At 66.9% G+C, this 13,223-nt stretch carries 14 protein-coding genes; 7 read left to right on the top strand and 7 right to left on the bottom strand.

All coding sequences use genetic code 11. The annotated features are described in order from the left end of the window. Window positions 1–15: 15 nt before the first annotated feature. Together WJ12_RS16650 and WJ12_RS16645 are read right to left on the bottom strand one after the other, a co-directional pair. The gene (locus tag WJ12_RS16650) at window positions 16–201 is read right to left on the bottom strand and encodes a ribbon-helix-helix protein, CopG family (RefSeq protein WP_034190045.1); all 186 of its coding nucleotides are present in this window, start codon (window positions 199–201) and stop codon (window positions 16–18) included. Window positions 202–287: 86 nt separating this feature from the next. Next, window positions 288–1,046 carry a YoaK family protein gene (locus WJ12_RS16645; protein ID WP_034190046.1) on the bottom strand — a complete coding sequence of 253 codons (759 nt, stop codon included), beginning with the start codon at window positions 1,044–1,046 and terminating at the stop codon, window positions 288–290. A gap of 241 nt (window positions 1,047–1,287) precedes the next feature. Here WJ12_RS16645 and WJ12_RS16640 point away from each other — a divergent pair, with 241 nt between their 5' ends. Beyond that, window positions 1,288–1,638: a hypothetical protein gene (locus WJ12_RS16640; protein WP_034190047.1), complete on the top strand. Its 351-nt coding sequence runs from the start codon at window positions 1,288–1,290 to the stop codon at window positions 1,636–1,638. Beyond that, window positions 1,635–1,847 (top strand): twin transmembrane helix small protein, encoded by a 213-nt coding sequence (locus tag WJ12_RS16635; protein WP_006489184.1) that lies wholly within the window; start codon window positions 1,635–1,637, stop codon window positions 1,845–1,847. Before WJ12_RS16640 ends, WJ12_RS16635 begins: the two co-directional genes overlap by 4 nt. 185 nt (window positions 1,848–2,032) lie before the next feature. Here the strand turns inward: WJ12_RS16635 and WJ12_RS16630 are convergent, their stop codons facing one another. Then, a complete protein-coding gene (locus tag WJ12_RS16630) occupies window positions 2,033–2,953 on the bottom strand; it encodes an AraC family transcriptional regulator (RefSeq protein WP_059561094.1) in 921 nt (306 codons plus the stop codon). Window positions 2,954–3,092: 139 nt separating this feature from the next. On the opposite strand from WJ12_RS16630, the gene WJ12_RS16625 reads away from it, so the two are divergent. Next, entirely contained in the window at window positions 3,093–4,058 is a 966-nt protein-coding gene (locus WJ12_RS16625) for an SDR family NAD(P)-dependent oxidoreductase (protein WP_059561091.1), read from the top strand. A gap of 321 nt (window positions 4,059–4,379) precedes the next feature. Then, complete coding sequence (locus WJ12_RS16620) at window positions 4,380–5,597, top strand: acyl-CoA dehydrogenase family protein (protein ID WP_059561088.1); 1,218 nt, start codon at window positions 4,380–4,382, stop codon at window positions 5,595–5,597. 30 nt (window positions 5,598–5,627) lie between these two features. Here the strand turns inward: WJ12_RS16620 and WJ12_RS16615 are convergent, their stop codons facing one another. Together WJ12_RS16615 and WJ12_RS16610 are read right to left on the bottom strand one after the other, a co-directional pair. Beyond that, window positions 5,628–6,815 (bottom strand): LLM class flavin-dependent oxidoreductase, encoded by a 1,188-nt coding sequence (locus tag WJ12_RS16615; protein ID WP_059561085.1) that lies wholly within the window; start codon window positions 6,813–6,815, stop codon window positions 5,628–5,630. A 179-nt stretch (window positions 6,816–6,994) separates the two neighbouring features. After that, window positions 6,995–8,179 (bottom strand): porin, encoded by a 1,185-nt coding sequence (locus tag WJ12_RS16610; protein ID WP_059561084.1) that lies wholly within the window; start codon window positions 8,177–8,179, stop codon window positions 6,995–6,997. A gap of 491 nt (window positions 8,180–8,670) precedes the next feature. Here WJ12_RS16610 and WJ12_RS16605 point away from each other — a divergent pair, with 491 nt between their 5' ends. Further along, the gene (locus tag WJ12_RS16605) at window positions 8,671–9,015 is read left to right on the top strand and encodes a DUF3088 domain-containing protein (RefSeq protein WP_034190052.1); all 345 of its coding nucleotides are present in this window, start codon (window positions 8,671–8,673) and stop codon (window positions 9,013–9,015) included. Window positions 9,016–9,057: 42 nt separating this feature from the next. Then, complete coding sequence (locus tag WJ12_RS16600; protein ID WP_059561081.1) at window positions 9,058–10,056, top strand: ABC transporter substrate-binding protein; 999 nt, start codon at window positions 9,058–9,060, stop codon at window positions 10,054–10,056. A gap of 56 nt (window positions 10,057–10,112) precedes the next feature. On the opposite strand, the gene WJ12_RS16595 is transcribed toward WJ12_RS16600, so the two are convergent. Further along, a complete protein-coding gene (locus tag WJ12_RS16595; protein WP_034190054.1) occupies window positions 10,113–10,433 on the bottom strand; it encodes a hypothetical protein in 321 nt (106 codons plus the stop codon). A gap of 465 nt (window positions 10,434–10,898) precedes the next feature. Here WJ12_RS16595 and WJ12_RS16590 point away from each other — a divergent pair, with 465 nt between their 5' ends. Beyond that, window positions 10,899–12,173 (top strand): hypothetical protein, encoded by a 1,275-nt coding sequence (locus tag WJ12_RS16590; RefSeq protein ID WP_059561079.1) that lies wholly within the window; start codon window positions 10,899–10,901, stop codon window positions 12,171–12,173. Window positions 12,174–12,224: 51 nt separating this feature from the next. On the opposite strand, the gene WJ12_RS16585 is transcribed toward WJ12_RS16590, so the two are convergent. Further along, window positions 12,225–13,067: a hypothetical protein gene (locus WJ12_RS16585; RefSeq protein WP_059561077.1), complete on the bottom strand. Its 843-nt coding sequence runs from the start codon at window positions 13,065–13,067 to the stop codon at window positions 12,225–12,227. Between the last annotated feature and the right edge of the window lie 156 nt (window positions 13,068–13,223).

The raw sequence follows: 13,223 nt of genomic DNA, 5'->3' as shown, positions 1-13,223 counted from the left end.
CCGGTGTGGCCGCGCTTACTTCACGCGCTTGCCGAGCGCGCTCTTGGTCTTGTACGTGACGCCGTGCCGGTCGAGATAGTCGCGGATCAGTTGCCGCACGACTTGCGACGGCGTGAGATCCTGCTCCGCGCAGAGCATTTCGAAGGCTTCCTTCTTCGCGGGGTCGATCAGGACGGTCAGGCGGGCGGTTTTCGTTTCCATGACGGGTCGAGCGTGGTCGGTATGTTAATCAAATTATAATCGATCCGACTTCGGTGCCGCCGCCGGAACGAGGGCCTCGGGGCCGATCAGCGGCTGCCGCGGAGCAGCGCGAGCAGATCGTCGATCACGGGAACGATCGCGAGCATCACGAGCACCGCGGCGAGCGGCACCGTCGATACGTAGCCGACATGCTTGAAGCCGATCGCGCCGGCCAGCCCGCCGACGAAGAACGACGTGAGCATCATCGCGTGAATCCTCAGTTTCGAGCGGTTGGCGATCACCGCATGCGCGTCGACGTCGATGGCCGACCGGTTCCAGTAGAACAGCTTCCCGAGCTCGATGCCGAGATCGGTCACGATGCCCGTCATGTGCGTCGTGCGGATCTCCGCGCCCGAGAGCTTCGTGATCGTCGCGTTCTGCAGCCCCATGATGAAGCACAGCAACGTCACGGTCACGGGCACGAAGAAGGTTTCCCACAGCGCGAGGTGGCTGCCGAGCAGCCCGAACAGGAGCAGCAACGCGGCCTCGACCAGCAGCGGCAGCACGAACTGGCTATGCAGCCCGCGGCGGCGCCCCCAGTTGACGAGGATCGCCGAGCAACTGGCGCCGAACAGGAACGACCCCAGCGAACTGATGCCGGCCAGGGCCAGCCGGACGTCGCCGAGCGCCGTCTGGTCGGCGATCGCGGACACGATGCCGCTCATGTGCGACGTGTACTGCTTGACCGCGAGAAAGCCGCCGGCATTGGCCGCGCCGGCGACGAAGGCCAGCGAAAACCCGAGCTGACGGTTCGCGGTCGCGCTGCGGTGTTTTCCGGTCAGGTTGCGAAAGTACTGCGCTGGCATAAGGGTTTCGCTCAATCGCCGCGGATCGCGGGCACGGACGGGAAAGCCGGCGCCGGGCGGCAAGGTGGGCACGCTGCCTGCGCCGGAGACCGGGTCTGTCGAATCATGTGATGAACATGATAATGTCATTATCATACTCTGTTAGCCGGATGGGGCTTTCAGTACAATATGCCCGGTACGACCGGCCTGTGGCTTCGCTGCCGCGCGGCCCGCGTTTGCGATTCCTTCGACCCACCGCTTCATGACCCCGATCAAGTTCATCCTTCGCTACACGGCGATCCCGTTCACGGCCATCGTGGCCGTGGTGCTCTGGACTGTCATACCATCGTCGAAAGAGATCGATGCGAGACAATATGCGGCGCTGTCGCGCGCCTACGCGAGTTTCCCGCTGCCGTTCCGGCGCGAGATCTCGGAAGCCATGGATCACGGCCGGCTCAACGACCGGCGCTACCAGGCGCTCGTGCGCGATTCGCTGGGCAACGGCGTCGCGCTGGACTGGCCCGCGTCAGGCGTCGGCGGCATCGCCGACGAACGGAATAAACTGGCCGAACTGATTCAGGCCGATTCGGATCTTCAAAGGCAACAGCAATGAAAACCCTGCTGGTTTCTGTGGCATTCGCGATGATCATCGCGAGCTTGATCTTCGCGCTGTATTTCATGAATCACGATCGCGGCAAATCCAAGCGGATGGCGTGGTCGCTCGCGGCCCGCGTCGGGCTGTCGGTCACGCTGTTTCTGTCGCTGCTGATCGCGTACAAGCTCGGCTGGATCGAGCCGACCGGATTGCCGATCGGACGTTGAGCGGGGCGCCTCGCGGCATGCGGGGCGTTCTCGTAAATGCGAGTTTGGTTATCTAATCGTGGTGTTGTGATAAGAATACTTATCCTGACGTCGTTGATGTAAATGAATCCCGTTGGCGGAAGTGCCGCTTCGGCTGTGCCGCCGAGGCCATTCGCGGGCGCCAACAGACGCAGAGGCGACCGGCGCTAGCGGCCCGACCCGTCGGCCGGACCATGCCGATACGCGCGCGGCGAACAACCCACGATGCGCTTGAATGCGTGTCCGAACGCGCTGTCCGAGTCATAGCCGAGCCGCTGCGCGATTGCCGATATCGAGACGTTCGAACGTCGCAGCTCCCGCATCGCAAGTTGTATCCGCCAGCGCAGCACGTATTCGAGCGGCCCGAATCCCAGCCGTCGCTTGAAGTGCAGCGCGAACGTCGAGCGCGACACGTGGCAGCAGGCCGCGAGTGCGTCGACGCTCCAGCGTCGCGCCGGCTCTGCGTGAATGGCGGCCAGCGCCGCGCTCACCCGCGAATCCGCGAACCCCGCAAGCCACCCGACATCGCCGTTCGCACCGTCGTCCACATAGCGCCGCAGGATCTGCACCAGCATCATGTGTCCGAGATGCCGGACCATCAGCGACCCGCCTGGCGACGACGCACCGAATTCCTGCGCGAGTTGCTGCAGCGCCCAGCGCAGCACCGCCGCCTGTTCGGAGCCGCCGTTCACGACGACGACGGGCGGCAGGCTGCCGAGCAGCAGCGGCATGCCTTCTTCGTACACGAAGCGGCCACCGATCAGAAAGCAATCCGCCGGCTCGCCAAAGTGCGCGATACCGTGTTCGACATTCCGATAGACGTCGGCGGCCGGCACCGGGGCGAGCGCGAGATCGCTCGCCAGCGAAAACGCGCGCGGCGAAGCGAGCAGGAAACAGTCCCCCGGGCGCAGCCGGACAGGCGGCCCCGCTCCGTCGACGGTCAGCCAGCAGCTTCCTTCGACCACCGCGTTGAACTTGACCCCGTCGGGCGGCGGAATCGCGACTGCCCACGCACCGCCGGCGCGCAGGCCGGTGAAAAACGAATCGCGCGTTTCCAGCAGCGACAGCACTTCCGACAGCGGATCCATGCGCAACTCCCGGACGATCTCGACGAAAAAACGGATTCTATTGCATTCACAGTCCGGGTGCGTGCCCCGAGAATGGGCTCGTGCGGTGACGTGACCGGCGGGCGGCCGCGTGCCGTGCGTATCATTCCTGGAGCCTTCAATGACGAGCAGGCAACACCCCCTTCATTCCGGATTCGGCGCCGCGTCGACGGCGAGCGATGTATTGGCCGGTCTCGACCTTCGAGGCAAAACCGCCATCGTCACAGGCGGCCATTCGGGTCTCGGCCTCGAGACCACGCGCGCACTGGCGCAGGCCGGCGCGCAGGTCATCGTCGGCGCGCGGAGCGCCGATGCCGCGCGCGACGCGACGCGCGGGATGGCCGGCGTCGAGAGCGCGGCACTCGACCTCGCCGATCTCGCGAGCGTGGCCGCATTCGCCGCGCGGTTCGTCGACGCGCGGCGCGACGTGCATATCGTCATCAACAGCGCGGGCGTGATGGCGTGCCCCGAGACGCGCGTCGGCGACGCCTGGGAAGCGCAGATCGCCGTCAATCATCTCGGCCACTATGCGCTGGTCAACCGGCTGTGGCCCGCGCTCGCGCATGGGCACGGCGCCCGCGTGGTCGCGGTGTCGTCGCTCGGGCACCGGCTTTCGCCGATTCGCTGGGATGACGTTCAGTTTGCGCACGGCTACGACAAATGGCTCGCGTACGCGCAGTCGAAGACCGCCAATGCGCTGTTCGCGGTGCAACTCGACGCGCTCGGCGCCCGGTTTGGCGTCCGCGCGTACTCGTTGCATCCGGGCAAGATCGCGACGCCGCTGCAACGTCATCTCACCCGCGAGGAGATGATGGCGCAGGGCTGGGTGGACGAGCACGGCGTGCCGATCGACCCGACTTTCAAGACGCCGGCGCAGGGCGCGGCGACGCAGGTGTGGGCCGCAACGTCGCCGCGCCTCGCCGAAATCGGCGGCGTTTACTGCGAGGATTGCGACATCGCGGTGGTGACGCGCGGCAACGAGGAGTCGGGCGTGCGACCGCACGCGATCGATCGGGAGGACGCTGAACGTCTGTGGGCGTGGTCCGCTGCGTTGACGGGTGTCGACGCCTTCGCGCCACGCCGCTGACGCCGGAGCGAACGCCGGGAACCGCTCGGGCCCGGGCCGGGATGGCGAGTCGGCGCACGGGTTCTGCCGGAACGGCGCGGCGGACTGAGCGTTGTCTCTGCGCGCCGCGAGCGGATGGTTTCGTGCGCGGGCATCATCGTGACCGTGCGTCGCCGGCCCATCCGGCGCCGACACGGCAGCCATGCGCGACCATTCCCGGCGCACGCATAACAAAAGCTGAAATCGGCTTTTCACGTGCGCGGGACGCGTCCCTATACTTTGCGATGCCGCGATCGCACTTCGCCGCGACGCACCCGATCACCTCCCACAAGGATTTACCCGATGACTGCCCGTGATGCCGTCGATCCACGCGACGCGTTGCGCGACGCGCTCGCCACGCTGCCCGATCTCGCGAACGCGATCGGCCAGGATGCCGCGCAACGCGAGGCGCGCCGCGAACTGCCGTTCGAGGGCTTCGCGATCTTTCGGCGCTCGGCACTGGGCGCGCTGCGGATTCCGGTGGCACGCGGCGGCCTCGGCGGCACGCTGGTCGATCTGTTCGATACGATCGCGACGCTGGCCGCCGCCGATTCGAATCTCGCGCACGCCGTGCGCATTCACTACGACCAGACCGAGACGCTGCGGCTGTCGCCGCGCACACCGTTCAACGACGTGCAGCTCGAACGCGTGCTGGCCGGCGCGATCTTCGGCGGCGCGTCGACCGAGCTCGGCACGTCGCGGCCGGGCGAAAACACGACCGTGTTGCGCCGGGACGGCGATCACCATCGGGTGACGGGTCGAAAATACTATTCGACGGGCACCGCGTTTGCCGATTTCGCGCGCATCAACGTGGAAAACGAGCAGGGCGACGCGCTGGCCGTGATCATTCCCGTCGCGCGCGACGGCGTGCAGGTGCTCGACGACTGGGACGGGATGGGGCAGCGCATGACGGCGAGCGGCAGCCTGCTGCTCGACAACGTGCAGGTGTTCGCGGACGAAGTGACCGCGCGCGACGGGTCGACGCTCGTCGGCCGCCATTGCGGCGCGCTGCGGCAGCTGCATCTCGTCGCGACGGCGGCGGGCATCGTGCGCAGCGTGGTGGCCGATGCACGTCGCTACGTGCTCGCGCACGGACGCCCGGCGCTGCACAGCCCGGCGCCCACCGCGCACGACGACCATTTCGTCCAGCAGGTCGTCGGCGAGCTGTCCGCGCACAGCCACGCGATCGACGCGCTCGTGCGCGAAAACGCGCGGGCGCTCGATCGCTCCGCCGACGCGATCGAAGCGGGCGACGCCGACGCGCATGCGCACGTGCTCGACAGCGCGCTCGCGACCGCGCGCACGCAGCTGATCGTCAGCAAGCTCGCGCTGCATGCGGCCGAGCGGCTGTTCGAAGTCGGTGGCGCGTCGGCGACGGCGCGCGCGCACAACTTCGACCGGCACTGGCGCAACCTGCGCACGATCTTCAGTCACAACCCGCTGCTGCACAAGGCGCGCGTGATCGGCGACTACGAACTGAACGGCGTGACGACGCACCTGACCGAAGGGCGCGTGTTCTGATCGCGCCAGGCCGGTTGCCGCGGCCGGACGTCAGCGCCGCACGCCGGCTTCGCGCAGCAACGGCAGCACGCGTTCGCCGAAGAAGTCGAGGTCGGGCCTGAAGTCGTAGAAGCTCAGCTGGATACCGTCGATGCCGGCGCGGTGCAGCCGCACGATGGTGTCGGCGACTTCGTCGGGCGAGCCGGTGATCGAGATGTTGCCGCCGATCGCACGCGCGGCCGTCTGCGAACGCTGGTCGAAGCCGCCGCGCCACGCATGCGCGTCGCTGTCGAAACGGTGAAAGCTGCCTTCGTCCGCGTGCGCGACGATCGCGTCGCGGTACGCGCGCGCTTGCGCCGCCGTCTCGCGGCAGATCACGAGCGGATTGAGCAGCGTGCGGATCGTCCGGCCGCGTGCGGCAGCGGCCGCCTTCACGCGGGCAGTATGCGCAGGCAGCGCGTCGATCGCCCGTTCGGCGTCGGGGCCGGCCGGGCTCGTGACGAACACGATGTCCGAATAGCGCGCCGCGAATTCGATGCCGGCGTCGGAGCCCGTTGCGTTGATCAGCAACGGGCGGCCGTAACGCGGCTTCGGCGTCACGAATGCGCCGCCCAGGCGCCAGTTCGACAGTGCCGGCGTATAACTGAAGTTGTCCGGTTGCGCCCACAACTGCTGGACCGCATCGAGGAATTCCGCGGCCATCTCGTAGCGTCGGTCGTGCTCGATCCGGTTCCAGCCGAACATCTCGTGTTCGATCGCGCGATGACCCGTCACGACGTTGATGCCCCAGCGCCCGCGCGAGATGTGATCGAGCGTCGCGGTGAATTTCGCGAAATGCAGCGGATGCCACGGCCCGTAGAGCACGTGGCTCGTCGCGACGAGGATGATCCGCTCGGTGCGCGCGGTCAGCGCGGCCAGCGTCATGAATGAGTCGAGCGCCTGGCCGTCGAACACGCCGCCGTAGCCGCCTTTCGGCAGCCACTGCGACAGCGCGAACACCAGATCGAAGCCGAGTGCCTCGGCGCGCGCGACCAGAGCGGCGTTGTAGTCGAAGGTCCAGTCGGTGGAGCGCGGCAAGGTCGACGCGCTCCATCCGCCGGCCTGGATCGGCAGGAACAGCCCGAGCATCAGCGGCTGCGCGAGCGCTCGCGACACGGGGCTGTCGGGGAAATCCGCCGGTGAACGGACGTCGACGAACGGCGACGGCGCGAGCGGGGCGGCAAGGGAGGTGTCGCTCATGGCTTGCTCCTGGCGAGGGTGGCGCGCGCCGGGCAACGGCGACGGGCGCGACGCCCGTCCGGTTCGGCGTTCACGCAGGCGGCCTCGCGCGGCGAAACGCACATTCTCGGCAACCGGGCACGGCGCGGCAAACAACGAATCCCGCTTTGCTTATCGCGCCGCCCCCGATACGCGTGCCGTCAGAACTTCACGCGCAGCCCGCTGACGAACGCGAGCTGCCGGTTCGTCGACGACGCGCTGCCGATGTTCGAGATCGCGGCGATCTTGCGATAGCCGCCCGACGTGGCCGTGCTCGCATCGCCGGCCGCGAGCTGGTAGATGCCCGATACGTAGATGTCGGTGCGCTTCGACAGCGCATAGTCGAACCCGAGCGTGAACTGGTGCCAGCGGGGCTTCAGCGTCTGGCCGCCGGTACCCGGCAGGCCGCTCGCGCGCCCGTCGGTGAACGTGTAGACGCCGATCAGCGTGGCGGCCGGCGTGATCTGGTAGCGCGCGTTCATGTCGTAGTTGTTGAACTTGCGCGACGAGCCGTCGACATAGTCGAGTTGCGTGTGGCTCCAGGCAAAGCCGACCGTCGCGCGGCCGAGCGCGTAGTTCGCGCCCAGCGCCCCGATCTGCTGCTTGAGCACGCCGCCGTTCAGCCCGTAGAAGAATGCGCCGCTGTAGTCGTTGCCGGTGGTCGAGGTCGCGCCGCCCACCGCGCCGCTTGTGTTCGACGTCGCGTTCGGGTGATTGAACCGCACGTAGCCGCCGCCGACCGACAGCGGGCCGTTCACGTAGTTCGCCGATGCACCCCAGGCGTTGTTGTTCGAGAAACCCGTGCCCGCTCCGCCATTCGCCTGGTTGCTGAATGCATAGAGCAGGTCGGCCGTGAAGCCGGCGATCGTGTCGCTGCGGAACTTCACCGCGTTGTTCAGCCGGAAGCTCTGGTTCAGGTTGTCGTTGTCGCCCACGTGGGTGGCCGGCGACCAGAAGCCGGCGCCGGAGTACTGCGCGACGAGGTCGGTGATCGGCTCGTACTGGCGGCCGAACGTCAGCGTGCCGAGGCCCGACTTGGCGAGACCCACGTACGCGGAGCGGCCGAACAGTCGGCCGCCCTGGCCGAGGCCGCCGTCGCTCGGCCGGAACCCGCTTTCGAGCGTGAAGACCGCCTGCAGGCCGCCGCCGAGATCTTCCGCGCCTTTCAGGCCCCAGCGGCTGCCGCTCAGCTTGCCGCTCGTCTGCTGGATGTTGCTCGCGCCGCCCTGGTTGTTCGTATACGCGATGCCGGCGTCGACGACGCCGTACAACGTCACCGAGCTCTGCGCGTACGCACTGACCGAACCGATCGAAACCAAACCCAGTACTACCGATTTTTTGATCATCGCTATCCTCTGTTTTTTATGGGTACGTCCGTGAGGATCACGATGCTATTGACGACGGCCGCGCCGACGAACGGTCGATCCGTGGTTTGTAAATCGTCGCGCGGCCGATTTGTAATGTGCAGGGTCGCCGGCCCGGCATGTCCGTCGTGATCGCGTCCGGCGTGCATGCTGCGGCGAACATATCGCCTGGACCGCATACGGCGGGCAGCGGCAACCCGTGCGTGATGTCATATCGATCGATGAAATCGTTCGATATCCGCAATATGTGCAGCCCCGACCGCGATGTATTTATGCAACGCCGCGCTAGGCGGCGTTGCACCGATGCGCTATGCGGTCCCGCATATCGATTCCGCAAAACGTTGGTAGGGCCGCACGACGCGTGACGGTAGAGTCGGGCATCCGGTCGCGGGCCGGCATGTGCCGGGAATCGACGCGCACACGGGTGCATGCGTCCCGGCCGGGTGGATCAACGAACATGGGAGCCGATTGACATGAGTCGCGATGTACTGTTTCTGCTGGAACCGGGCTTTGCCGATCCGAAGCATCCGGGCCAACGCTTCGTCTGTCCGCATGGACTGTCGATCGAAGGACTGCTGGCGAGCGCGCCCGATCGTGCCGGCCGCCTCGACGTGAAACGCGTCGGGTTCGAGCGGCCGCGGGCCGCGGTGATCGACGCGCTCGACGATGCCCATCAGGGCCTGCCGGTCCTCGTGCTCGGCCGCGATCAGCCGGCGCCGGACGACGCGCAGACGCTCGGCGACGTGCGCTTCGTCACCGACGCGCGCCGCATTCTCGAGCTGCTGGCCGAGCGCCACGGATTTCCGGCGCTGCATTGACACGCCGGTTCCGGCAACCCATTCAATCGACAGGAGCATCCGATGTCGTCAATCTCGGCGTCACGCCGCCGCCTGCTGCTCGCCGGCGCCGCGGTCGTGGCGGCACCCCTGGCCGCGAGGTCCGTGTTCGCGGCGCCGGCCGTCAACACCGATCTCGCCGGCACGACGTTGCGCGTCGCGACCTACAAGGGCGGCTGGCGCGCACTGCTGCAGGCTGCCGGGCTCGGCGACACGCCGTACCGGATCGACTGGCGCGAGCTGAACAACGGCGTGCTGCATATCGAGGCGCTCAATGCCGATGCGCTCGATATCGGCTCGGGCAGCGAAATCCCCGCGGTCTTCGCCGCGCGCCAGAAAGCCAATGTGCGGTTCATTTCGCGGGTGCGCGAAGACCTGAACAACCAGGTCACGCTCGCGCGCAAGGACACGCCGATCCGCAGCATCGCGGCGCTGAAGGGCAAGCGCGTCGGCTATGTGCGTGCGACGACGTCGCACTATTTTCTGTATCGTCAGCTGACGGAGGCCGGCCTCGGTTTCGACGACATCCAGCCGATCAACCTGTCGCCGACCGACGGGTTGTCTGCGTACGATCGCGGCGACATCGACGCGTGGGCGATCTACGGCTACAACGGCCAGCTCGCGCGCAATCGCTACGGCGCGCGCGTGCTGAAGACGGGGAAGGGCTATCTGTCGGGAAATTTTCCGGTGTACGCGAATCCCCGGGTGCTCGACGATGCGCGCCGGCGCGCGGCCACCGCCGATTTGCTGCTGCGGTTCCGGCACGCGTATGCGTGGGCGAACGGGCGCTTCCGCGACTATGCGCTCGCGCAGAACCGCGAGACGCGCGTGCCGGTTGCCGATCTCGTCGCGATGTTCGACCAGCGCAGCGAAGACTTCGCGCTACTGCCGGTGACGCCCGACGTGGTCGCGCAGCATCAACAGGTCGCCGATGTGTTTACCCGGATCGGCGTACTCGACGGGCCGGCCAACGTCGCACCGTTGTGGGATACGTCGTTCAATTCGGTGGTTGCGGCGGGGTGACGCGCCGCCGCCGGGCGCTGCTCATGTGAACGGGCGATGCGACGGGCCCGGCGGAATCAGGAGAACGTCGTCGCGACCATGATGCCGAATACCAGCCCGATCGCGATCCCGCTGAGCCGGCCGTAAATCGACGCGCGAACATTGTCGTCGAGCACGAACGGCGAGCGCTTGTGCTTCCAGATCGTGCTCAGTGCCACCGGGCGGGTGAGCAGCGCGATGCATGCGATCAGCACGGGCGTGGCGATGAGCATCGCGATGCGCTGCCCGTTCCAGTCGACGCCGTGCATGGCGAGCGAAACCAGCGCGGCGAGCGGCACCTCGACGCACAGGCCGAGCAACGAGCCGCTGACGAATGAATCTCCCGGGGACTGGAACATGATCGGTCCTGGCGTTCGAATGAAATCGGCAACGCGGTCGAGCTGCCGAGGGAAAACTCCACGGCCGGCGCCCGCGGCCGGTCGACCGTGGGTGGCATCGGCGAGGATGACGGCCGGATGGTAAGGCAAATTGCCGGCCGGTTGTCGGTCATTCAAGCTATTTAACAAATGCCCGGCGCCGCGGCATTTTCATCACGCATCGGGCGCCGGCGCGATCGTGATCGTCGGGCAATCGGGCCGGGTACGACGCACCGGCGTGCGTCTTCAGGAATCCGTCGTTCTTCATTACAATCGGACATCGCTTGTCGAGCGAACGGATGCGTCGATACGAAGCCGCTGAAATGGATTCACCGCGATATCGTATGACGATAACGAATATTCGATTGCTGCCCGGCAATCGGGCTCGCGCGCAAGAACCTGCAGCCGGACTGACTCGATACGCGCCACCTTTTCGCCACCACACGCATGAACACGTCCGATAACAACGAGACCAGCCGCCGCCATCTCGTCGCCTTCGCGATCGACGACAACCGGCAAGCCTGGTACGAGATGGTCATTCCGTTCATCGTCTCGCTGCGCGCGACGGACTACCGCGGGCGCATCGGCGTCATCGGCTACGGCTTGTCCGCCGACAAGCAGCAGCGGCTGCGCGACAACGGTATCGAAGTCTATGCTGGGGCAGGCGTCGGCGACCTTTCGTGGGATCGCTACATCTCCGCGGCCGCGGTCTTCGACGCCGATCCGGAACTGCAGACGCTCGCGCTCTACGACGCCGATATCTGGTTCCCGGGGCCGCGATTCGATATCTTCGACGTCGCGACCGATGACGATCTGCTGCACGTCGCGCCCGACGCCCACTTCTGCGCGTTCGTGATGTCGCCGATCATCGGCGAGCGGCGGGACGCGCTGGTTCGTCAATGCGTCCAGGACGTACTCGATCGGGTCGGGCATCCGTTGCAGGCGGGGCTCGTCGTGGGCGGCCGAGCGCCGTGGGCGCGGTTTGCGCAGTATGTCCGCGAGCAGGCTGGACGCATCGGCCTGGACTTCGCCGGGATTCACGGGCTCGATACGACGTTCCTGCATCTGTGGGGCGGGCTGGGGCAGGTTCGCCTGGTCGGCTGCGAACAGAATTTCGTCACGAAATGGGGGCTTCACGAGCGGCACGATTTCGATGCCGTGCAAATCCTGCTCGAGCATCGGGGCAAGCCGATCCGCGGCCTGCACATGACGGGCGACGTGCGCTTCCTCAATCACTGGCGATATCTGTCTCGCGATGCCGAGCAGGCGATCGCGCTCGGCCAGGCGTTCGCGTTGCCGCCCGAACCCGGCATGCGGGAACAGCCGGCCGCCCTCGACGCGCTTCCGCTCGAACGCCTCGCCGCCAACGGGCTGGCGCTCGTGGCCGCGCACGAGGACGTGCTGCCGGATGTCCCGCGTCTCGCCGCGGGAGCGTCGTTCCGGCACCCGCAGGGCAGTGCGCTCAATGCATGGGCGTCGCACACGGTCGAATTCGAGGTGACGCGCGAACGGACGGTGCTGGACATCGGGCTGTCGCACCTGAGCGGCCAGCCGTCGGCGCCCCGGGCGCATGTGGCGCGCAACGGCGAAAGCGTCTCGCTGCAGGCGCCGTACAAGATCAGCGTCTCGACGCAACCGGGCGACCGCATCGTGTTGAGCGCGCTCACGTTGCCGGGGCAGGCATGCCATACCGCGTGGGATATCGTCGTGCGACACGCGTGATGCCGCGGCTGCCAGGCATGCAGTAGGCCAATACGTGCCGGCGCGGATGCGTCAGGCGGCGAAGATCCGGCGCTGGTAGTCGAGGATCAGGCGATCGATGTCCTGCGTGGCGCGCGGCGGCTGGCTTTTCGGTTCGAGCCAGAGCCATCGCATCATCCGGTAGCGCGCCTCGACGCACATCAGCCAGGCGTCCCAGTCCGACCAGTGGCGCAGCAGCGGGATATTGCGAATGTCCCGCAATCCGTCGCGGATCTCGTACACGTGGAAATGCTGGCTCGCGCGCTGGCTCAATTCGTCGAATGCGCGGGCGGCCTGCTCCGGGTCGGACAGCAGGAAATCGTGGATCTCGATGATCACGTGGCTGCCTGAGAGCTGTTCCAGCAGCGTGTCGTCGAACAGGTCGAATTCCGCGCCTTCGATATCGCACAGGATGACGCGCTCGGCCGGCGCGCCGCCGCGCTCCGACAGGATCGCCGGCAGGTCGCGATCGGCCTTGCCGTAGACCGCGACGCGATCCGCCAGCCCCATCTCCGCGGCGCGGTGCTGGATGGCCTGGCGGCGCTGCTCGTCCATCTCGAAGCACAGGCTGCGGGCAAAGACGTTGTTCCGGACCAGGCCGATGCCGAAGATCCCGTCGGCGGCCCCGAGATCGACCAGCACCTTGTCGGGTGACCCGAGCGCCTCGAGGATCGCGCAGACGGCAATTTCATAGGTGCCGAGCAGGTAGCCGCCGACCGCGACTTCCGCCCAGTGACTGAAGCCGATCGGAAACCCGCGAAGGATGCCGTACTGGACGATCGAGCCGGTCTGCTCGCGCAGCAACTGCGACAGATAGTGCAGGCGAAGATTCGCGGCCTGGATCGAGCTTTGGCTGAAGTACTGCGCGTGGTCCATTTTTTCGTTCTCGCTGGGTGAGGAAGCACGTCGGAGCATGCGGCGATGGCCGGACGGGCGTCTTCCGCGGAGGCGAGCGCGTCGTCCTGCTCGGACGAGAATATAGCGCGTTGCCGGCGTATCGCCAGCATGGCATGAACCCGGACGATGCCGGGC

Source organism: Burkholderia seminalis (genome assembly GCF_001718535.1).
In the GTDB taxonomy this organism is placed as follows: Bacteria; Pseudomonadota; Gammaproteobacteria; order Burkholderiales; family Burkholderiaceae; genus Burkholderia; species Burkholderia seminalis.
This window is presented reverse-complemented; position numbering and strand designations above follow the sequence as displayed.